Consider the following 20,698-nt stretch of genomic DNA (forward strand, 5'->3'; position numbering starts at 1 on the left):
GCTCCTCAAATGGGCGGCTCAACGAGCCATCGTGGTGATGATCATGGTTATTCCTGCAATCAGCGCGGCAAGGCCGACGACGGCCACGCCCCACTGCAAAATACGATTCCGCTGAACCCGCCCCAGCCCGGCAGTCATGGCGTCCAACGGCTCCAGACCGTGCGCGGATTGCGCGGGCAAGGGTTCGACCTCTGCCTCGTCTGCACTTCCGGGGCCGGCGGTCCGCAGCAATTTGGCAGACCGCGGCCGGAGCGCAGCGGCTTCTTCGGCCCGACGCAAAACCTGTGCCCGGCCATGCCGAGCAGCAGCTACCGGGCGGCCCGTTGCAGCGACCGGCGTCGCTCCCCCGGTCTCGGCGGCCGATTCCGGGACTGCGGATTCCGGCACTGCTGACTTCGGCACTGCCGGCATCGAACGCGGCGGTGTGGCCGGTGGCCGCAGAGGCGCCGGAGTGATCGGGCTGGAACGGGTCACCACGGGAACGTGCGAGGTCGCCGGCGGCTTGAGTACCGGGCCGTCGACGCCGGGGACCTTGACGAACTGCAAAGGGGTCACCATGGCGAGGTTGTGCGCCGCCGTCGGATCATTGAGCCGCTGCCGCGCCTCCGCACTCTCCTCGGCCAGCCTGGCCCGGGCCAGGGCCCGTTCATTGAGAATCGCGGCCCGTTCGGCCAAAGCCTTCTGTTCCGCCAACACATCGAGGTCCACAGCAAGTGGATCCGCATTCTGCGGCAAAGACGCAGTGAACGCTCGCATGTCTTCGAGCAAGGCATCGCGTTCCGCCAACGCTTCCGGAATGCTCAATCCGGCGAATCCCGCCGGCACGGCGGCTCCGGCTGAGTCGGCTGCGGCCACGGCCGGCCCGTCCGGAACCCCGGCTTCCGGACTCAGGGAACGGCGAGTTGGACTCGGGAGCTCCGTGCTGCCGGCCACCACCGCGGGAGCCACTGGGACCGCAGTCAATCCCTGCGGATTCGTCGCCGGCGCCCGTTCGGCTTCCACCTGCTGCTGGCGGAGCAACCGCCGGGAAGGCAATGGTTCCTCGGCCCGCGCCGGCTCGGCGACTTCGCGATACGCCCGGAGCGCAGCGCGGTTACGTGCCCGGACCTGGGAATTCCGTTCCGCTTTGGGTTCCGCGGTGCCGGAACCGCCGGCACCGGAAGCTGCCACGCTGTCCAGCGGAGTGTCCAAGGCCCGACGCGGGCGGGCAGCATTCGCCGCCGCTGCGGGCGGCGCCACCGGGAGCTCGGGCACAGCTGATTCCGAGACCTGGAAGCCAGCTGCTTCTGCTGCCAATCGGGCCCGCTCTTCGGCACGACGCGCTTGTCTGGTCCGGGCGGCCTCGGCCGCATGCGCACCGCGGTCGCGGTGACCGGCAGCGGGCGGCAAGGGGTCGGCGTCGGCGGGCAGGCCGCTTGGCGGCAACAACGGCACAGAAGGATACTCCCGTTCCGGCGCCGCATCCGGCGTCGACGAAACAGGCATTTGCGCACGCCGCAAGTCTCTGCGGCTCTTCGGCTGCTCGGCGTCCTGACTCATTCTCGCGTCTTCCACTGTTCGTTCGTGCTGATTGTCGATCGTTTCGGTTACTGGTGCTTTTGGTAAAGGCCGTGTTTTCCGATGTACTGCACGACGCCGTCCGGCACCAGGTACCACACCGGCCTGGACGCGGCCACCCGGTCCCGGCAGTCCGTCGATGAAATCGCCATCGCTGGCACCTCCAAAAGACTCACGTCCTTGCGTCCGGCATCGTCCAATACGTGCCCCGGCCGGGTGACCCCGACGAAGTGGGCCAATGACCAAAGCTCATCACTATCTTTCCATGACATGATCTGGGCCATAGCGTCCGCGCCGGTGATGAAGAACAAATCCGCTTCCGGGCGCATTCGTTTCAGATCACGCAAAGTGTCAATCGTGTACGTCAGTCCCGGACGCTCGATGTCCACTCGGCTCACGGTGAACCGTGGATTCGCCGCAGTCGCGATCACGGTCATCAAGTACCGGTGCTCGGCTTCGCTGACTGACCGGTTTGCTTTTTGCCAGGGCTCCCCGGTCGGCACGAAGACGACTTCGTCGAGTTCGAACCGGGCCGCGACTTCGCTCGCCGCCACCAAGTGGCCGTGGTGGATCGGGTCGAAAGTTCCGCCCATCACGCCCAGGCGCAACCGGCGCTTTCCTGCGTCGGGCCTTGCAGCCAGGCGCACCTGCTCAGTGATTGGACGACGCCTTGAGCTCGCCGTGGTCATGTTTGTTCGTGTGCTGGCGGTGCGGGTCCAGCTCTTCCTCGTGCGCTTCGTGGCGATTGCCGAGGTTCGTGAAGGACACCGTGATGAGCATCAGCAGCAACATGATCAGGAAAATGGCCACCCCGAACATCCAATACGGCATGAACAGCGGAGCAAGTTCCTCAGTTTCACTGGCGGTGATCGCGGCGGCTCCGACGAGCTGGGTCAGCATTTCTCTCCCTGGGTGTTCAATTCTGGATCTTCTTCGGTATCGACTCCATGTTACGCGGCTCAGCCGCGAACTTGGCCCTCGCCATGCACGATCCACTTGGTCGTGGTCAATTCAGCCAACCCCATCGGCCCCCTCGCGTGCAGTTTCTGCGTCGAAATGCCGACCTCGGCGCCCAGCCCGAACTCGCCGCCGTCGGTGAACCGGGTCGAGGCATTCACGATCACCGCGGCCGAGTCGACTTCGGCGACGAACCGCTCGGTGTGCCCCAGGTCGTTGGACAGGATCGCCTCGGTGTGCCCGGTCGTCCAACGGCGGATGTGCCGGATCGCTTCGTCGAGCGAATCCACCATGCCGACCGCCAAATCCAAGTCCATGTATTCAGTGGCCCAGTCGGTGTCATCGGCCAGGCTGGCCTCGATGCCGGCCGGCAAGGCGGACATCACCCGCGCGTCGACATGCAGCCGCACCCCGGCCTCGGCCAAGGCGGTCAGCACCGGAACCAACGCCGGCGACGCCGAATGCACCAGCAGAGTCTCCACGGTGTTGCATACGCTCGGGCGTTGGGTTTTCGAATTCAGCAGGATCTCCACCGCCGAGCCGACCGGGGCCGATTCGTCGATGAAGATGTGCACATTGCCCTCCCCGGTTTCGATCACCGGAACGGAGGAGTTGTTCACCACCGTCTGGATCAGTTCCCGACCGCCCCGGGGAATCAAGACGTCGACCCGGCCGCGGGCGCGCATCAGGACAGCGCCGCCTTCCCGGCCGTAGGCATCTACGCTCTGCACGGCGTCGGCCGGCAAGCCGACCTGCTCGAGCGCATCCCGGATCACATTCAGCAAAGCCAGGTTGGTCTGCGCCACCGCACTGCCGCCGCGCAGGATCACGGCGTTGCCGCTCTTGAGCGCCAAACCGGCGATGTCGATGGTCACGTTGGGGCGCGCCTCGTAGATCGCAGCAACCACGCCCATCGGCACGCTGACCTGGCGCAACCGCAACCCATTGGGCAAGGTCTGGCCGCGGACTACGGTACCGACCGGGTCCGGAAGCGCGGCGAGGCCCGCCAACGCGGCCGCCAATTTGGCAATCCGTTCGGCGTTGAGCGACATCCGGTCCAATAAGGCCGCCGAGGTGCCGGATTCCCGGGCCGCGGCGATGTCGACCGCATTGGCGGCGAGCACCCGATCCTGCTGGGCCAGCAACTCCGCGCCGATTGCCAGCAACGCCCGGTCTTTCCAAGCCCGGGTGGCTCGGGCCAGCTTCCGCGACGCCGCGCGGGCCCGGTCCGCGATCGCGAATACCTCGTCCTCCACCGGCTGCGGCTCCCGGTTGCCGGCGTCGGCCTCGTAGGCGGCTGCTGAGTCGATCAAATCCGTCATCCCCCAAGTCTAGCCCGGCGTCATCGGCAACCGCCGAGGCTGTCGATCGTTTCCCGGATGGCGTCCGACGTGAACCACTTGGGCGCAGTCGGGCAGGGTCTTGGGCTCAGACACCCGGCTCAACTGCTGCCAAGTCGATGCATCGTCGGGTCTTTCGACGAAGACCGCCTGCGGCCGGCGTCCTAGAGCAGCACCAGATCATCCACATGCACTACCGCGCGCACGTATTCCCGGCCCAACTCATCAGCCAGATCTTTGGTTTTCCGGCCCAACATGACCGGCAGCTCCGCGGCATCGTAATTGACCAGGCCGTGCGCGAACGGGCGACCGCCGAGGTCCGCCAGCTCGACCGCGTCACCGGCCTCGAAATTTCCGGAGACCGCTTTGATTCCGGCCGGCAGCAACGACTTGTGCCGTTCCCGGATCGCCCGGACCGCACCGTCGTCGAGCGTCAGCCGGCCGTGCGTGCTCGCCAGGTGCGCCAGCCACAAAAGCCGAATCGGCCGCCGCTCGCCATGCAGGCTGAACCAGGTTCCGACGTCGTGCCCGGCCAACGCGGCCGCCGCGTTGGCCGCCGAAGTCACCAGAGCAGGCGTGCCGAATCCAGCCGCAATGGATGCCGCCTGAATCTTGGTTGCCATGCCTCCGGTGCCAACCCCGGCGGCTCCGGTCGAACCGATTCTGATGCCGCTCAGATCTTGCGGTCCGCCAATGTGTTCGATCCGCTGGGCGCCTTGGGCCGGCGGCCCGTCATATACCGCATCCACGTCCGAGAGCAGGATCATCGCATCGGCTTTGACCAAGTGCGCTACCAGTGCCGCCAGCCGGTCATTGTCGCCGAACCGGATTTCGTGCGTGGCTACCGTATCGTTTTCGTTGACGATCGGCAGCACTCCGAGATGCAACAGCCGCTCCAACGCCCGGTAGGCATTGGCATACTGGGTTCGCCTGGTGAGGTCTTCCGCAGTGAGCAACACCTGGCTCACCGTGATGCCGTGCGCGCCGAAAGCCGCACCGTACCTGGCCATCAAGAGGCTCTGCCCGACACTGGCTGCCGATTGTTGCGTCGCCAGGTCTTTGGGCCGCCGGCCCAGCCCCAGCGGGGCCAGACCTGCCGCGATCGCGCCCGAGGAGACCAGGATGATCTCAGTGCCCTGGTTCCGCCGGGCTGCCAGCACGTCGACCAGATTCGTCAGTGCCTGCTCGGAAATCCCGCCGCTCACCGACGTCAACGAAGACGAGCCGACCTTGACCACGATCCGCGAAGCGGCGGCGAGCAGACCGCGTCCTAACGGCGCGCCGGAATCCAACTGCGGATCGACCCGGTCAGAGCGCATCGCCGTGGTCCGTGCTGCGTTCGGGCTCGGTTTCGGCTTCGCGGGCCGCCCGAGCTTCGGCAGCGCGCCGGGCCGCAACCGATTCGGTCCAGATCCCGGCTTTCCGCTCGGCTTCCAACTCCGCCCGGGCAGCTGACTTCGCGTCCCGGCGTTCCTGGTATTCCTCGCGTTTCTGCGAGCGGGTGGGCCGGTCGCCCAAGTCCGCGAAACGCGGGTCGGTGCCACGCGGTCCGCTGAGCAGCTCGGCTCCGGCCATCATCGTGGGTTCCCAATCGAAGACCTCGGCATTCTCGCCGTCCTCGCCGATCACCACCGTGTCGCCGGGTTTGGCGCCCTGTTTGAACAGGCCGTCCTCGACACCGAGCTTGTTCAACCGCTCGGCCAAATAGCCGATCGCTTCTTCGTTCGTGAAGTCGGTCTGCTTCACCCAGCGCTCCGGCTTGGCCCCGAGCACCCGGAACAACGGCTCCAGGTTGCGTTCTTCGGATCGGATGGTGAATTCCTTGCGGTTGACCGCCCGTGGCTTGAGCACCACCGGCGTGACCTTGGCGCTGACCACGGCCGCGCGCTTGCGCGCTTCCAGCACGAGTTCCGCCATCGCGAAGGAAAGCTGGCGCAGGCCCTCATGCGAAGCCGCGGAAACTTCGAAGACCCGGTATCCGCGTTCTTCCAGCTCGGTGCGGACGAATTCCGCCATGTCCTTGCCGTCCGAGGTGTCCACCTTGTTCAGGGCCACCAATTTGGGCCGCTCGTTGAGCGGCACGACCTCGCCGTCCACCCCGGCGTAGCTCATGTCGACCGCGTACTTCTCCAGTTCCGCCTCGATGATCGCCAAATCGCTGAGCGGATCCCGGTCGGATTCCAGCGTGGCGGTATCCAGCACGTGCACCAGCGCAGCGCAGCGCTCGACATGGCGCAAAAAATCGTGGCCCAAGCCTTTGCCTTCGCTGGCGCCTTCGATCAGACCGGGCACGTCCGCGATCGTGAAGCGCACTTCTCCGGCCTCCACCACACCGAGGTTGGGGATCAAGGTGGTGAACGGATAGTCCGCGATCTTGGGCCGAGCAGCGCTCATCGCCGCGATCAGACTCGACTTGCCGGCGGACGGGAACCCCACCAAAGCAATATCGGCGATCGACTTCAGCTCCAGGACGATGTCCGATGCATCACCGGGCACGCCGAGCAGCGCGAAACCGGGAGCCCGGCGTTTCTGCGAAGAGAGCGAAGCGTTGCCCAAGCCGCCCTGGCCGCCGGACGCGGCGACGAATTCGGTGCCCTCGCCGACCAGATCGGCCAGCACCTCACCGCTTTTGGTCTTCACTACGGTGCCGTCCGGGACCGGCAGGATCAGGGTCTCCCCTTGTTTGCCGCCCCGCCAATCGCCCATTCCGGGGCCGCCGTTTCCAGCATGCCGGTGCGGTGCATGGTGGTAATCGAGCAGCGTGGTCGTCTGATGCGAAACCCGCAGGATGACGTTGCCGCCATCTCCGCCATTGCCGCCGTCGGGCCCGCCCAAAGGCTTGAACTTCTCCCGTTTGACCGAGACGCAACCGTGCCCGCCGGAACCGCCTGAGACGTGGAGCACCACTCGGTCAACAAAGCTTGCCATGGTGATCTCCTTGGTTCCGGGACTGAAACTATTCTAAATGCCTGTTAAAACAACGGTGGAGCGAGCCGTTCGGCCCGCTCCACCGCGAAGAACTCTTCGGTACTACTCGGCTGCAGCAGCAACCACGATGTTCACCACGCGGCGTCCACCGCGTGCGCCGAACTCGACTGCACCGGCTTCCAGGGCGAACAAGGTGTCGTCCTTGCCGCGGCCGACGCCTGCGCCGGGGTGGAAGTGGGTGCCGCGCTGGCGGACGATGATTTCGCCGGCCTTGACGACCTGGCCGCCGAAGCGCTTCACGCCCAAGTACTGAGCGTTGGAATCGCGACCGTTGCGAGTGGAACTCGCGCCCTTTTTATGTGCCATTTTCCTTGACCTGCCTTAATTCTTCGATGCCGTCGGGGTTACGCGATGGAGGTGACTTTGACCTTGGTCAGCGACTGGCGGTGGCCCTGGCGCTTCTTGTAACCGGTCTTGTTCTTGAACTTCTGGATGACGATCTTCGGACCACGGAGGTCTTCGAGGATTTCAGCCTTGACCTTGATCTTGGCCAGGTCCTTGGCATCGGAGGTGATTTTCTCACCATCGACCAGGAGCACGGCAGGCAACTCAATGGTGCTGCCGACTCCACCGGGGACGCGGTTCAGGGTCACGAAGTCTCCGACGGAAACCTTCTCTTGGCGGCCGCCTGCGCGGACAATCGCGTACACCACTGGGTAACTCACTTCTCTCGACGTTTAAAAACTAAAGTTTGCGTGCGGATACTGTTCACGGATGTTCCCAGGATCTGCTTGTGCCACTCGCCGAGGGAATCTGAGCATCTTCGCGGTGATGTTCACTGCGAAAGACGCGACCCAATAACGGCGTATGCACCGACAGTCCAGAATACGCCATAGGACGTTCACACCGCAAATGCACGGCTCCTGGCCGACGGAATAGTCCCCGGCCCGAGTGGCTTGCACGGCTAACCGTGCCTGTCCATACTACCGGCCGCTTCCGGCCTGACCAAGCGCGGCGCGCGGCGCGTCGAAGAATTCCAGCTCGTACTCGCTCGCGGCCTGGAACGCCTGCCACATCAGCTCGCGTTCTGCGCCGTCGACCCGGGCCGCGGCCATGGCCGCGAATTCGATCGCCTGTTCGGTCGCAGCGGCGAAATCCTCATCGGCATAGGTGTCCAGCCAGGCCCCGTAAGGATGCGGGTCGATCAGGCTGCGCGAGGCCGCCAACTCTTTGCCGACCCAGGAATACAGCCAGTAGCAAGGCAGCACAGCCGCAACCAGGACCGCATAGCTGCTGCCACTGGCTGCCAACAAATGGTCCACGTACTTTTTCGTGACCGGGCCCTCCAACGGCGAGGCGGGGTGCTTTTGCAACCAGGTGCGGTGCAACTCGGCCTCGACGTCCAGGCAATTCGCCGCGCCGCGCGCCCAGAACGCCTGTTGCCGTTCGTCGGGAGCCAAGGCACTGGCCCTGGCCAGTGCCCGGGAATAGCCGTTCAGATAGCGGGCGTCCTGCGCCAGATAGTAGGAGAATTCCGGCTCCGGAAGCGTCCCGGCAGCGAGTCCCCGGATGAAGGGCAACTCCAGGATGCCGGCCCGGATCGGTTCGATCCGGCGCCACCAGTCGTCGGTCACCGGCTCCGGGTGCCAACGGTGGAAGTGGTGCACCGGCCCGAGCCCGCTGCCAACGCGCAGCTCCGCGCCCCGGGCCACCGCCGTATGCAACCAGTCTTTTGCCTCGGCCAAACTCTGCCCCCAATCGCCGTTGCGCGCCTGGCAGGTGGCGATCGCCGCGGAAAACGAGCAGCCGGTGCCGTGCGTGTTGGTGGTCTGCAGCCTGGGCAGCTCGACCACCACCGGCTGCTCCCCCGGCACCAGCAGTGCGTCCCGTGCCGGCCCGGCGCTCAGGTGACCGCCCTTGAGCAGCACCCGGGTCTGCTGGGCATCCGCCAATTGCTGCGCCATGCGCACGGCCGCAGCCCAGTCACCCGGCTCCGCTTCGCGCATCAGCACGCCGAGTTCCGGAAGATTCGGCGTCACCAGATCCGCCAAGTGGACCAGCTCGCGCAAAGCGTCCTCGGCCTCGGCGTCGAGCAGCCGGTCCCCGCTGGAGGCGACCATCACCGGGTCCAGCACGATGACCGGCGGGCGGTGTTCGCGCAACCAATCGCGGACCACGCCGATCACCTGGGAATCAGCCAGCATGCCGATCTTCACCGCATCCAGTTCGATGTCATCGCTGATCGCCTGCAATTGACTGCGCAGGAACCCCGCCGGCGGCACGTGCACGGCACGGACTCCGTGTGTGTTTTGCGCAGTCAAAGCGGTGACCGCGGCCATGCCGTAGCCGCCGAGCGCCGAAATGCTCTTCAGATCCGCTTGGATTCCGGCACCGCCGGAAGGGTCCGAACCGGCGATCGACAAGATTCGCGGAATCGCGGTGGCAACCGGTGAATCCGTTGCGGTACGGGTGGGCAATGCGGCAGCAGAAACAACCATGACATCCCTCCGCCGGAATTAACCGGACAGGTTCAACGGGTATCTGATCTCAGCCGGCCCTGCTGGCCTGGCACCCCGTGTCAGCTACTCAGCCTACCGGTTTCGGAGAGCAAGATGGCTTCGGGTTAGCAAGAAAACCTGCTCTCCTGCTAACCCGAAGCCATCTTCTATCGCGTGCGGCTCCGCAAAGCGGCCCGCCGCAGAACTAGAGCTCCGAAGCCGGTACCCCGACGCCGAGGATCATCGGCTCAGCCGCGGCAGGCTTCTTTTCCGCCGCGCGCTTCGCCGAGGCAGGCGGAGCCGAGATCGCTCCGCCGTGCGGTTCGCTCTCGATCGACTGAATCTCATTGCTGCCCGCCGCGCCCTGGGCCCGACCCGCGGCCCGATGCCGTCGCGGACGACGGCCACCCGAAGTTTTCGGCTCGGATTCGATTGCTTCCCGCTCCGGTTGCTCGGCCGGCTGCTGGGGCTTCAGGTGATCGAACACATCGGCCAAGCCGTCCAAGGTGAGGTCCGGCTTCCGGGGCGCCTCATCCAGGTGACCACGCGGAATTTCCACGGTCTCGCCGCCGATGGTCAGCACCGCGGCCGGGTCGTGCGCAGGCTCTGCGGCGTCGTCCGGTTGCTCGTGGTGAGCAGCTTGGGCGGCCGCCGCGATATTGGCCAGCGCAGCCCGCGCAGCCGAGGCTTTGGCTTCGCGTTCCGCCTCGCTGAGTTCCTCGACCACGGCCTCCGGCTCAGCCTGGGCTTGCTGCCGGTTCCGATTGCGCTTGCGTTCGCCCCGGCTGGGCCGTTGGTTCTCGGCCCGCGGACTGTGCTGTTCCGCAGCGATCGCATGGGTCGCCCGACGGTGTTCGACCGGTTCGTCATGGGTGACCACGCCGCGGCCGGCACAGGCTTCGCACTGCTCGCCGAATACTTCGAGCAAACCGGTGCCCATCCGTTTTCGGGTCATTTGGATCAGGCCGAGCGAGGTCACCTCGGCGACCTGGTGTTTGGTCCGGTCCCGGCCCAAACACTCGACCAAGCGGCGCAGCACCAAATCGCGGTTCGACTCGAGCACCATGTCGATGAAGTCGATCACGATGATGCCGCCGATGTCGCGCAGACGCAGCTGCCGGACGACCTCTTCGGCCGCTTCCAAGTTGTTCTTGGTCACCGTTTCTTCGAGGTTGCCCCCGGAGCCGGTGAACTTGCCGGTGTTGACGTCGACCACGGTCATCGCCTCGGTGCGGTCGATCACCAACGAGCCGCCCGAGGGCAGGAACACTTTTCGCTCCAGGGCTTTGGAAATCTGCTCGTTGATCCGGTGTGCCGCGAAGATGTCTTCGTTGCTGGTCCATTTCTCCAGCCGGTCCACCAGATCCGGTGCCACGTAGGTGACATACGCCTCGACGGTGTCCCACGCTTCTTCCCCGGACACGATCAGCTTCGAGAAATCTTCGTTGAACACGTCACGGACCACCTTGATGGTCAGATCCGGTTCGCCGTACAGCATTTCCGGGGCCAAAGTCTTGGTCGACGTGGCCCGGGATTCAATGCCCTCCCACTGCACCCGCAACCGGTTGATGTCGTGCGTGAGTTCCTCTTCGCTTGCTCCTTCGGCTGCGGTCCGAACGATGACGCCCGCGTTTTCCGGAAGATTCTCTTTGAGGATCTTCTTGAGCCGGTTGCGTTCCACATCCGGGAGCTTGCGCGAAATACCGGTCATCGAACCGCCCGGCACATACACCAGGTAGCGGCCCGGCAAGGAAATCTGGCTGGTCAGGCGGGCGCCCTTATGGCCCACCGGATCCTTGGTCACCTGGACCAGGACGGTGTCTCCCGACTTCAGCGCGTTCTCGATCCGGCGCGGAGCACCGTCGAGCTTTGCAGCATCCCAGTTGACTTCGCCGGCGTAAAGCACCGCGTTGCGGCCGCGTCCAATGTCGACGAATGCCGCTTCCATGCTGGGCAGCACATTCTGCACTTTGCCGACGTACACGTTCCCGATCAACGAGTCCTGTTGCGTCTTGGAGACGAAATGCTCGGCGAGAATGCCGTCTTCGAGCACGCCGATCTGAATCCGCTCGTCACGCTGCCGGACGACCATCACCCGGTCGACCGACTCGCGCCGGGCCAGGAACTCGGCTTCGGTGATCACTTGCCTGCGGCGTCCGGTGTCCCGGGACTCCCGGCGGCGCTGCTTCTTCGCCTCCAAGCGGGTCGAGCCGCGCAAGGAGGTGACTTTGTTCGAAACGTTTTCCGAAGGCTGCCGCGGGGCCCGGACCCTGGTCACGGTATTGGGCGGATCGTCGTCGTTGCCGCCGGTCAGCTCCAGATCGGCGTCGCCACGGCGCCGGCGCCGCCGGCGCCGCGAAACCACGCCGTCTTCGGAGGCCGGATCGCCGCCGTCGGCTGCGTCTTCCTGCGCCGGCGAACCCTCCTCGGTATCGCTGCCTTTCGTCCGGCGGGAACGTGAGCGGCGCCGGCGCTTGCCGGCGTCTTCGGTTTCCGGCTGGGCATCGTCGGCTTGGTCAGAATCGAGCTCGGCGGCCGGTTCCCCGACCACCGCGGCCAGAGACAAATCCGGGGCTTGGAAGAGCAACGACGCCGGCGAGGCCGGTGCCAGGAACGGCGACGCCAAGCCGGTCCCGGCTTCATCGGCAACGCTCGCAGCAGGAGCGGCCTCGGGCACTTCCGCCGTAGCGGCATCGTCCGGTTCGGGCAGCGCTGCGCTCTTCCGGGTACTGGCCCGCTTCCGCGGAGCCCGCTTCGGCGCGAGCGGACTGCCGGTCGGCGATTCAGCAGGCGCAATCTCCGCGGCAGATTCGGCTGCCGGGGGCAGCTCTAGCGTGGGCTGCTCCGCAGCATCCTCGGCAATCGGTTTCTTGCTCCGGCTGGGGCGTTTGGCCTTTTTGGCCGGTTCTGCCGGCTCCGCGGACGCCTCCACCACGGAGAGTTCGACGGCGATGGCTTCGGCACCGCTCGGCTCACTGGCTTTGGCCTTCTTGGCCGGCGCTTTCTTGGCCGTTGTCTTTTTCGCGGGGGCCGCATCGTCCGCCGTCTTTTTGGCCGGAGCCTTCTTGGCAGCGCGGCGCGGCTGCTTCCCGGTCGTTTCTTCCGAGGTCTCCACGTTGGCCGAGCTGGTTTCGTCAATGTCCATTTATGGCTGTGCTCCATCCCGAGCGGAGCCGCCACATCCGACACCCGCAAGGGCTCAAGTGCCGGCCCCCTCAGGCGCCGACCGAAGTCAATGAATTACGTCCCGGGTGGCACCATCTCTTGGGTGCGGCATCGTCGAGGACGCCGACGGCGGGTTCTCGACAAACGGCGACTGTGGATGTGGGCCGCAGAGCCTCTTCGGCTCCGACAGTCATGCATCAACACGTGCTGGCAGGAGAACAAACCATCGGACTGGGCGGTGCATGTGGATCATCGTCCAGCCGAACTCATTGTCTCACACCAGATCGGAGCCGGCCGGTATTGGATTGCGGAAACTGTGCAGACGGCTCAGCCGCTCAGGTTAGAATCAGGCTCATGGCCAAGTCAAAGATTCCCGCCGCACTCGATTCGACGGACCTCATCGACGCCGACGACGATGATCCCGGTCAACCGCAAAGCAGGAGTCCCCGTGGAACCGCCACCGCTCTGCCCTGGATCACCCAGACCCGGCCTTATGCGGTACTGCTGCTGATCACCAGCCTGGTCGCCTTCATCGCTTCCTTCGCTTTGGTCCTGGACAAGCTCCAGCTGCTGGAGAATCCGAATGCGAAGCTTGGCTGCGATGTCAATGCCTTCGTCTCCTGCGGGGCCGTGATGGGCACCTGGCAGGCCTCCTTGTTCGGCTTCCCGAATCCCTATATCGGCATCGTCGCCTTCGGCATCGTGTTCGCTTTGGGCATGTCGCTGCTGGCCGGCGCGAAGTTCGCCCGTTGGTATTGGGTCTGCTTCCAAATCGGGGTCACCTTGGGCATGGTTTTCATCGTGTGGCTCTGGTCCCAGGCGCTCTATTCGATCACCATCCTCTGCCCGTACTGCATGATCGTCTGGGCGATGATGATTCCGTTGTTCATCTGGACCACGATCCGGAATCTGGTGCATGGCGTGATCCCGGCCCCGGCCGGCCTGGTCCGCGTGCTCAGCACTTGGGGCTGGACCATCGTGGTCCTGCTCTACCTGGCGGCCATCGCCACGATTTTCTTCCAGTTCATCAACCTCTTCGTACGCAGCACCGCCTAGGCTCCGGTCCGTCGGGGGCCCGCGAACCGGCTCGGGGCGGGATCAGTAGTCCATGCCCATCGCGGTGCGTACCTGGGCCAGCGTGCAGTCCGCTTGGTCGTTGGCCTGGGCATTGCCCCTGGCCAACACCTGCCGCACCGTTCCGGGATCTTCCGCGAGCAGCCGGCGGCGCGCCCGGAACGGGGCAAACCGTTCATTGACCGCCTCGGTGGCCAACTGCTTGAGCCGGCCCGCTCCAGCGTCCCCGATTTGCTCGGCCAGCACCTAGGGACTGATCCCCAGGCATACCGCAGCGGTATCCAACAGTGCCGATACCCCAGGCCTGGCCTGCGGATCGTAGCTGATCCGCCGTCTGCTGTCGGTAGGCGTTTTCCGGATCAGCTCCGCTGTCTCGTCCGCGCTCAACCGCAGCGGAATGCTGTTCCGGTGGCTTTTGGACATTTTCCGCCCGTCCAGGCCAGGCAGCTCCGGAGTTTCGGTCAACAGCGCCTGCGGCACCGGGAAGACCTCCCCATAGCGTTCGTTGAACCGCCGGGCGATAGTCCTGGTCAGCTCCACATGCGGCAGATTGTCTTTGCCCACCGGCACCAGATTGCCCTTGCAGAACAGGATGTCCGCAGCCTGGTGCACCGGGTAGCTCAGCAGCAGTCCGCTCAGCGCCTGTCCGGACGCCGCCGCCTCGGCCTTCACCGTGGGGTTTCGATGCAGTTCCGCTTCCGTGATCAGGCTGAGGAACGGCAGCATCAGCTGGTTCAACGCCGGCACCGCGGAATGCGTGAAAATGCTGCTGCGTTCGGGATCCAATCCGGCCGCCAAGTAGTCCAGGGCCAGTCCGTAGACCTGGTTCTGGATATCGCCGGCGGAGCCCCGGTCGGTGATCACCTGGTAGTCGGCGATCACCACGACCACCTCAACCCCGAGATCCTGCAACCGGACCCGTTCGGCAAGGCTGCCGAAATAGTGGCCGAGGTGCAGTGCCCCGGTAGGCCGATCACCGGTGAGCACCCGGTAGTTTTCGGAATGCTCGACGACGTCGCGGGACAGGTGCCGGCTCAACTGCCGGGTGTTTTCCAGCGAGGCGGCCGATACGGAAGCGGAAAGCAGCGGGTTCATGGTTTGGTCCTCTTGGTCTCGGGTGGTTTCACGAGACTGCATCGAGACCGGTCGCCGCTGATTCCGGGCAACAAAAAACGGGCTGCGATGCAGCCCGTCAGCAATGATGCGTGAACGATTGAGCGGGCCGCTAGCGCAGCCGCCACCACTGGTTCAAGTTCGAGTTCACAACGTCATGCTACCGCACTCTGGCGAAGATGCATCTTCAGCTTTGCGATGGCATTTTTGCTGCCAAAACATCATCCGAATGCTGAAGATGCATCTTCGAATTGTTTCAAAACCAGATCGCGATTTCGCGTTCTGCGGATTCCACCGAATCTGAACCGTGCACGAGGTTCTGCTGCACTTTCTGTCCCCAGTCACGGCCGAAATCGCCGCGGATCGTGCCCGGAGCGGCGACCGTCGGATCAGTGGCCCCGGCCAAGGAACGGAACCCCTCGATGACCCGCTCGCCTTCGAAAATTGCGGCGACGACCGGCCCGGAGAGCATGAATTCGAGCAACGGCTCGTAAAACGGCTTGCCCAGGTGCTCGGCATAGTGCGCCTCGAGCTGGTCCCGGCCGGCCTGGACCAGCTTCAGGTCGGCCAGCACATAGCCTTTGGCTTCGATCCGGCTCAGGATGGCACCGGAAAGGTTTCGGGCCACCCCATCGGGCTTGACCAGGACAAGGGTACGTTCGGTGCTCATAGCTGTCTCCTGACGAGGGGATGTTTGTCTTCAGTGTATGCGTTAAACGGGTTCGCCGGCAGCCGGCCCGGCCTGGTCCGGATGCGATTCCTCCCAGGCTGCCTGCTCGGCATCGCGCTCCCGGTTCTCCCGGTCGATCCGGGAGCCGGCTCGCAACGCGTACCACCAGGAAATCGCGAACAGCGGTCCGATCACGAACATCATCGGTTCCACGAAACCGACCGCGATCAGCACCAATTGCAGGATCCAGCCCAGCCAGAACCCCCACTTCTTGGTCAAAAAGGCGCAAGCCGCGATCAGCACGACGCTCAACGTGATACCCGCAATCAGTATCGCCGCCGGGGCGATCTCCCGGGAACGCAGGCCGAACACCGCGAGTGTGGCGAAAAAAGCCACGAATCCTTCCAGGCCGAGCACCGTGGAGGCGAACATCACTTTGGTGGAACGCCGAGGTTTCGGCATCCCTGGGCGCCATTCGCGTTGTGCCTTGGTCATCCGGCGCTGTGCCATCATCGGCCGCCGCCGAGCAGCATCCGGGCCTCGGCGACCAGAGTGATCGACCCGGTCACCAAAACGCCGCCGGCCAGGTCGTTGTTGGCCTCGGCCCGCTCCACCGCCCACTCGAGCGCGTCGTCGAGCTTCTCCGCAATATGGATGTTCTCCGCCTCGAACCCTGCGTCCAACGCGAGTTCCGCCAGTTCGCCGGCCGGGATCGCGCGCGGCGAGGTGGACTGGGTCAGACAGATCTCTTCGGCGTTCTCCGCCAACGAGGAACGGAGCTGGTTCAGCATTTCCAAGGCGTCTTTCTCGCGCAGCACGCCGAGCACCAGAACCAGTTTGCTCAGACTGAAGGCTTCTTCGATCGCTTCAGCCGCGGCCTTGATCCCGGCCGGGTTGTGCGCTGCGTCGACGATCACCGTGGGCGCGGTACGAACCACTTCCAACCGCCCCGGCGAGCTGACTTGCTCGAAAGCTTCCTGGAGCAGTTCCAGGCCGAGTTCCTTTTCCCCGCCGCCCAGGAACGCTTCCAGCGCGGCAATCGCCACAGCGGCATTTTCCGCCTGGTGCGCGCCGTGCAAGGGCAGCAACAGGTCCGGATAGCGCCCGGCCAGGCCCTGCACCGAGATGATCTGGCCGCCGACCGCGACCTTCCGATCTTCGACCCCGAATTCGACGCCTTCGAAGCGGAATTGGGCACCCACCTCGCGCGCCTGCTCCAAAAGCACCTGAGCGGCATCGGCCGGCTGCGCTGCGGAGACCAGAAACGCCCCCGGTTTGATGATCCCGGCCTTTTCCCGGGCGATTTCCTCGGTGGTCTCGCCGAGCAGATCGGTATGGTCCAGCGAGATCGGCGTCACCACGGCCACCGCACCGTCCGCGACATTGGTCGCATCGGTGATGCCGCCCAAGCCCACCTCGACGACGGCCACGTCCACCGGCTCGTCCGCGAAGATCGCGAATCCGAGCACGGTAAGCGCCTCGAAGTAGGTCAGCCGCGGTTCTCCGGCCGCGGCCAATTCACCGTCGACGATCAACAGGTACGGATGGATTTCGTCCCAGATGCGCACGAAAGTTTCATCCGACACCGGTTCGCCGTCGATGCTGATCCGCTCGGTCACCGAGTTCAAATGCGGGCTGGTCAACCGGCCGGTCCGCAGATTGTGCGCGCGCAAGCCGGCTTCGATCATCCGGGCCGTGGAGGTTTTTCCATTGGTGCCGGTCAGGTGCACCACCGGGTAGGCTTTCTGCGGTTCGCCCAACAGCTCCATGGCCCGCCACAACGGAGCCATCCGGGGCTCCATTTTGTTTTCCGGGGCCCGGCCCAAAAGGTCGGCATAGACGCTTTCCACCGAGAATTCGTCGCTCACGCTTGTGCTCCTTCGAAAGCCGTGCGGTTGACCGTGATCAAAGTTTCTTCGTCGCCGGGCACGAGTTCCAGCCGGACGGACAAGGTCTCGGCCCGGACCAGCTCGGCATTGCTCTCCAACGCGTCGACCACGCTCTGCGGCGCGCTGACCGTGGTCACGATCCGATCACTCACCTGTAGGCCGGCGTCTTTACGGGCTTGCTGGATGCTGCGCACCAGGTCCCGGGCGATGCCTTCTGCTTCGAGCTGCGGGGTGACTTCGGTGTTGAGCACCACGAAACCGCTGCCCCGGCCCTGGAGACCGGGCAGCAGCGCCACCGAGAAGCTGCCGCCCTGATCAGCGGACACCGCGATTTCCAGGCTGTACTCCCCCTCGGCCAGGGCCAGGCCACCGGCGACCACCTGCCCGTCGTCGGCCACCGACCAGTCGCCGCTCTTCGCACCCTTGATCGCCAGCTGCACGTCTTTGCCCAGCCGCGGACCGGCAGCCCGGGCATTGACGGCCAAACGCTGCTCGATGCCGAACTCCGCCAACGAAGCGGCTTCGGCGTCTTGGAAGCGCACCTGCTTCAGGTTCAGTTCTTCCGCGATGATCCCGGCGAACGGCTCCAGCGCAGCCGCGCCAGGCACGACCACGGTGAGTTCCTGCAACGGCAACCGGACGCGGAGCTTCGCCGCTTTTCGCAACGAGGAGCCCACTGAGCACACCTGCCGGACGACTTCCATCGCGGAGACCAAATCCGCGTCGGCGTGGAAATCCGCAGTGCTCGGCCAATCGGTCAAATGCACCGAGCGCCCGCCGGTGAGGCCGCGCCAGATTTCTTCGGTGACCAGCGGCAGCAAGGGGGCGGCTACCCGGCACAACGCTTCCAAGGCGGTGTACAGCGCGTCGAAGGCGTCCCGGTCCTCCTCGAAGAAGCGCTGGCGGGAGCGCCGCACATGCCAATTGGTCAGCATGTCCAGGTAATCGCGCAGCACGTCGGCCGCATCGGAAATCTCGTAGCCGTCCAGCGCAGCAGTGACCGCTTCCACCATGGAAGCGGTGTTCGACACGAGGTAGCGGTCCAAGCTGTCCTGGTAGCCGTCATAGCGCAACGTCGCTTCGTAGCCCTGCCCGCCATTGGCGGCATTCGCGTAGAGCGTGAAGAAGCTGTAGACGTTCCACAGGGGCAGGATCACTTGGCGCACGCCATCGCGGATGCCTTGTTCCGTGACGACCAGATTGCCGCCGCGCAGGATCGGCGAGGCCATCAGGAACCAACGCATGGCATCCGAACCGTCGCGGTCCAGGACCTCGTTGACGTCCGGGTAGTTGCGCAGGCTCTTGGACATCTTCTGTCCGTCCGAACCCAGCACGATGCCGTGGCTGATCACGTTCTTGAATGCCGGGCGGTCGAACAATGCCGTGGCCAAGATGTGCAGCATGTAGAACCAGCCACGGGTCTGCCCGATGTACTCCACGATGAAATCGGCCGGGTGGTGGGTGTGGAACCATTCTTCGTTCTCGAACGGGAAATGCACCTGGCCATAAGGCATCGAGCCGGAGTCGAACCAGACGTCCAACACGTCTTCGACCCGGCGCATCGTGGCGCGGCCACTGGGGTCATCCGGGTTCGGCCGGGTCAGTTCGTCGATGAACGGACGGTGCAGATCGACCTCACCGGCTTTGTTCCGCGGCAGCCGGCCGAAGTCGGCCTCGATCTCCGCGAGTGATCCGTAGACGTCGGTGCGCGGGTAGTCCGGGTTGTCCGATTGCCAGACCGGGATCGGGCTGCCCCAGTAGCGGTTGCGGCTGATCGACCAATCACGGGCATTTTCCAGCCATTTGCCGAACTGCCCGTCCTTGACGTTGCCGGGGATCCAGTTGATCTCCTGGTTCAGCTCCAGCATCCGGTCTTTGAACTGGGTCACCTGGACGTACCAGGAGGAGACGGCCTTATAGATCAGTGGATTCCGGCAGCGCCAGCAATGCGGGTAGCTGTGTTCGTAGCTGGCTTCCCGGATCAGCCGGCCGGAGTCGCGCAACAGCTTGATGATCGGCTTGTTGGCCTCGAAAACCTGCATTCCGACGATGCCGGCCAGCGGCCGTTCGCCATTCACCTGGTTGCCGAACATCGGCAGGAACCGGGCGCCTTCATCAACCGAGACGATCACCGGAATGCCGTGCGCTTCGCTGCTGCGCTGATCCTCTTCACCATAGGCGGAAGCCTGGTGGACCACGCCGGTGCCATCGGTCGTGGTGACGTAGTCCTCCACCAGAATCTGCCAGCTGGTGCCGGTCCCCCACTTTTCGGCGTCCGCGTAGTAATCCCACAGCGGCCGGTACTTCAGGCCACCGAGTTCGGCGCCCGAGTAATGCTTGACCACGGCCGCCGCGGCGGCTTCGGCGGACTCGAAGCCCAGGTCTTTGGCGTAGCCGGCGAGCAAGGATCCGGCAAGCAAGTACTTCCGTCCATCGCTGGCGACCACCACGTAATCGATCTCCGGCCCGACGGCGACTGAGAAGTTGGTCGGCAGGGTCCAGGGCGTGGTGGTCCAAGCCAGCAATTCGACGCCCTCGAGTTCGGCACTGAGCGCGTGCGCCGAGGCCACAATCGGGAAGCTGACCGTGACCGAAAGGTCTTGGCGCATCTTGTAGACGTCGTCGTCCATCCGCAGTTCGTGGTTGGACAGCGGGGTCTCGTCTTTCCAGCAATAGGGCAGCACCCGGAACCCCTGATAGGTCAGGCCCTTTTCGTGCAGTTGCTTGTAGGCCCAGATCACCGATTCCATGTACTCGACGTTGAGCGTCTTGTAGTCGTTGTCGAAGTCCACCCAACGGGCCTGCCGGGTCACGTACTCGCGCCACTCGTTGGTGTACTTCATCACCGATTCGCGCACTGCATCGTTGAACTTGTCGATGCCCATCGACTCGATCTCTTCTTTTTCGTTCATGCCGAGCTGCTTCATGGCTTCGAGTTCGGCAGGCAAACCGTGCGTGTCCCAGCCGAACCGGCGCTCGACCCGCCGTCCGCGCTGGGTCTGGTACCGGGCCACGAGGTCTTTGGCATAGCCGGTCAGCAGGTGGCCGTAGTGCGGCAGGCCGTTGGCGAAGGGCGGTCCGTCGTAGAAGACGAACTCATTGCTGCCGTTCTCCCCTGCCGGGCGCGCGTCGATGCTCGCCTGGAAGGTGCCGTCCTGGTCCCAATACTTGAGGATGCTTTCCTCCAAGCTGGGGAAAGACACGTTGGCGGGAACCCCGGTGCGGTCGGAGTTGGTCTTCGGGTAGTGCGGCATCGGCTCATCCTGCGGGTCGTTCGGATCCAGGATGCAAGGACGGCGCCCGCCCTGACGGGCCAACACCGCGGTACCACCTCGCTTGCACCCGGCCCGGTTTCCACCGTGCCGAGCGCCGCTCGAACTGCTGTGACGGGCTTACCCGTCCGGTTCTACTGACCCCGCCGAGCCGGTGGGGCGTTCTTCCGGAAGCTCTCCGGTGATGGCCGGGTCAACGCTGTTGGGCACAAGTCTAGCGCGATCTCAGTTGGCC

The 20,698-nt window shown here is 64.8% G+C and carries 15 protein-coding genes, 1 pseudogene and 1 riboswitch; of the genes and pseudogenes, 1 reads left to right on the forward strand and 15 read right to left on the reverse strand.

Features of this window, described 5'->3' with window-relative positions:
* Positions 1-18 precede the first annotated feature (18 nt).
* The 10 genes from JOE69_RS01675 to JOE69_RS01720 all read right to left on the reverse strand — a co-directional run bounded on the left by JOE69_RS01675 (position 19) and on the right by JOE69_RS01720 (position 12,425).
* Complete coding sequence (locus JOE69_RS01675) at positions 19-1,485, reverse strand: serine/threonine-protein kinase (RefSeq protein WP_309795536.1); 1,467 nt, start codon at positions 1,483-1,485, stop codon at positions 19-21.
* 101 nt (positions 1,486-1,586) lie between these two features.
* On the reverse strand, positions 1,587-2,246 hold the full coding sequence (gene nadD / locus JOE69_RS01680) for a nicotinate-nucleotide adenylyltransferase (protein WP_309795538.1): 660 nt from the start codon (positions 2,244-2,246) through the stop codon (positions 1,587-1,589).
* On the reverse strand, positions 2,209-2,457 hold the full coding sequence (locus JOE69_RS01685; RefSeq protein WP_309795539.1) for a hypothetical protein: 249 nt from the start codon (positions 2,455-2,457) through the stop codon (positions 2,209-2,211). The genes nadD and JOE69_RS01685 overlap by 38 nt, the downstream gene beginning before the upstream one ends.
* Before the next feature lie 59 nt (positions 2,458-2,516).
* Positions 2,517-3,836, reverse strand: coding sequence for a glutamate-5-semialdehyde dehydrogenase (locus JOE69_RS01690; RefSeq protein WP_309795540.1), 1,320 nt, complete (start codon positions 3,834-3,836; stop codon positions 2,517-2,519).
* A gap of 182 nt (positions 3,837-4,018) precedes the next feature.
* Positions 4,019-5,173 carry a glutamate 5-kinase gene (gene proB / locus JOE69_RS01695; RefSeq protein WP_296363262.1) on the reverse strand — a complete coding sequence of 385 codons (1,155 nt, stop codon included), beginning with the start codon at positions 5,171-5,173 and terminating at the stop codon, positions 4,019-4,021.
* Positions 5,163-6,782, reverse strand: coding sequence for a GTPase ObgE (gene obgE, locus JOE69_RS01700; RefSeq protein WP_309795542.1), 1,620 nt, complete (start codon positions 6,780-6,782; stop codon positions 5,163-5,165). Before obgE ends, proB begins: the two co-directional genes overlap by 11 nt.
* A 102-nt stretch (positions 6,783-6,884) precedes the next feature.
* On the reverse strand, positions 6,885-7,148 hold the full coding sequence (gene rpmA, locus JOE69_RS01705; protein WP_012246604.1) for a 50S ribosomal protein L27: 264 nt from the start codon (positions 7,146-7,148) through the stop codon (positions 6,885-6,887).
* Between the two features lie 38 nt (positions 7,149-7,186).
* Positions 7,187-7,495 (reverse strand): 50S ribosomal protein L21, encoded by a 309-nt coding sequence (gene rplU, locus JOE69_RS01710; RefSeq protein WP_224143095.1) that lies wholly within the window; start codon positions 7,493-7,495, stop codon positions 7,187-7,189.
* A gap of 270 nt (positions 7,496-7,765) precedes the next feature.
* Entirely contained in the window at positions 7,766-9,280 is a 1,515-nt protein-coding gene (gene thiD / locus JOE69_RS01715; RefSeq protein ID WP_309795545.1) for a bifunctional hydroxymethylpyrimidine kinase/phosphomethylpyrimidine kinase, read from the reverse strand.
* A riboswitch (TPP riboswitch) is annotated at positions 9,268-9,368 on the reverse strand. It overlaps the preceding gene by 13 nt.
* 117 nt (positions 9,369-9,485) lie before the next feature.
* Positions 9,486-12,425 carry an Rne/Rng family ribonuclease gene (locus JOE69_RS01720; RefSeq protein ID WP_309795547.1) on the reverse strand — a complete coding sequence of 980 codons (2,940 nt, stop codon included), beginning with the start codon at positions 12,423-12,425 and terminating at the stop codon, positions 9,486-9,488.
* A gap of 374 nt (positions 12,426-12,799) precedes the next feature.
* On the opposite strand from JOE69_RS01720, the gene JOE69_RS01725 reads away from it, so the two are divergent.
* The gene (locus tag JOE69_RS01725; protein ID WP_296363269.1) at positions 12,800-13,501 is read left to right on the forward strand and encodes a vitamin K epoxide reductase family protein; all 702 of its coding nucleotides are present in this window, start codon (positions 12,800-12,802) and stop codon (positions 13,499-13,501) included.
* Positions 13,502-13,543: 42 nt separating this feature from the next.
* On the opposite strand, the pseudogene trpS reads toward JOE69_RS01725, so the two are convergent.
* The 5 genes and pseudogenes from trpS to ileS all read right to left on the reverse strand — a co-directional run bounded on the left by trpS (position 13,544) and on the right by ileS (position 20,445).
* A pseudogene (gene trpS / locus JOE69_RS01730) lies at positions 13,544-14,614 on the reverse strand (tryptophan--tRNA ligase).
* Between the two features lie 274 nt (positions 14,615-14,888).
* A complete protein-coding gene (gene ndk, locus JOE69_RS01735) occupies positions 14,889-15,302 on the reverse strand; it encodes a nucleoside-diphosphate kinase (RefSeq protein WP_296363273.1) in 414 nt (137 codons plus the stop codon).
* Positions 15,303-15,344: 42 nt separating this feature from the next.
* Complete coding sequence (locus tag JOE69_RS01740) at positions 15,345-15,815, reverse strand: DUF4233 domain-containing protein (RefSeq protein WP_309795550.1); 471 nt, start codon at positions 15,813-15,815, stop codon at positions 15,345-15,347.
* Positions 15,812-17,170, reverse strand: coding sequence for a bifunctional folylpolyglutamate synthase/dihydrofolate synthase (locus JOE69_RS01745; RefSeq protein ID WP_309795552.1), 1,359 nt, complete (start codon positions 17,168-17,170; stop codon positions 15,812-15,814). The genes JOE69_RS01740 and JOE69_RS01745 overlap by 4 nt, the downstream gene beginning before the upstream one ends.
* Positions 17,167-20,445 carry an isoleucine--tRNA ligase gene (ileS, locus tag JOE69_RS01750; RefSeq protein ID WP_309795554.1) on the reverse strand — a complete coding sequence of 1,093 codons (3,279 nt, stop codon included), beginning with the start codon at positions 20,443-20,445 and terminating at the stop codon, positions 17,167-17,169. The genes JOE69_RS01745 and ileS overlap by 4 nt, the downstream gene beginning before the upstream one ends.
* Positions 20,446-20,698: the final 253 nt, after the last annotated feature.

Source organism: Arthrobacter russicus (assembly GCF_031454135.1).
In the GTDB taxonomy this organism is placed as follows: Bacteria; Actinomycetota; Actinomycetes; order Actinomycetales; family Micrococcaceae; genus Renibacterium; species Renibacterium russicum.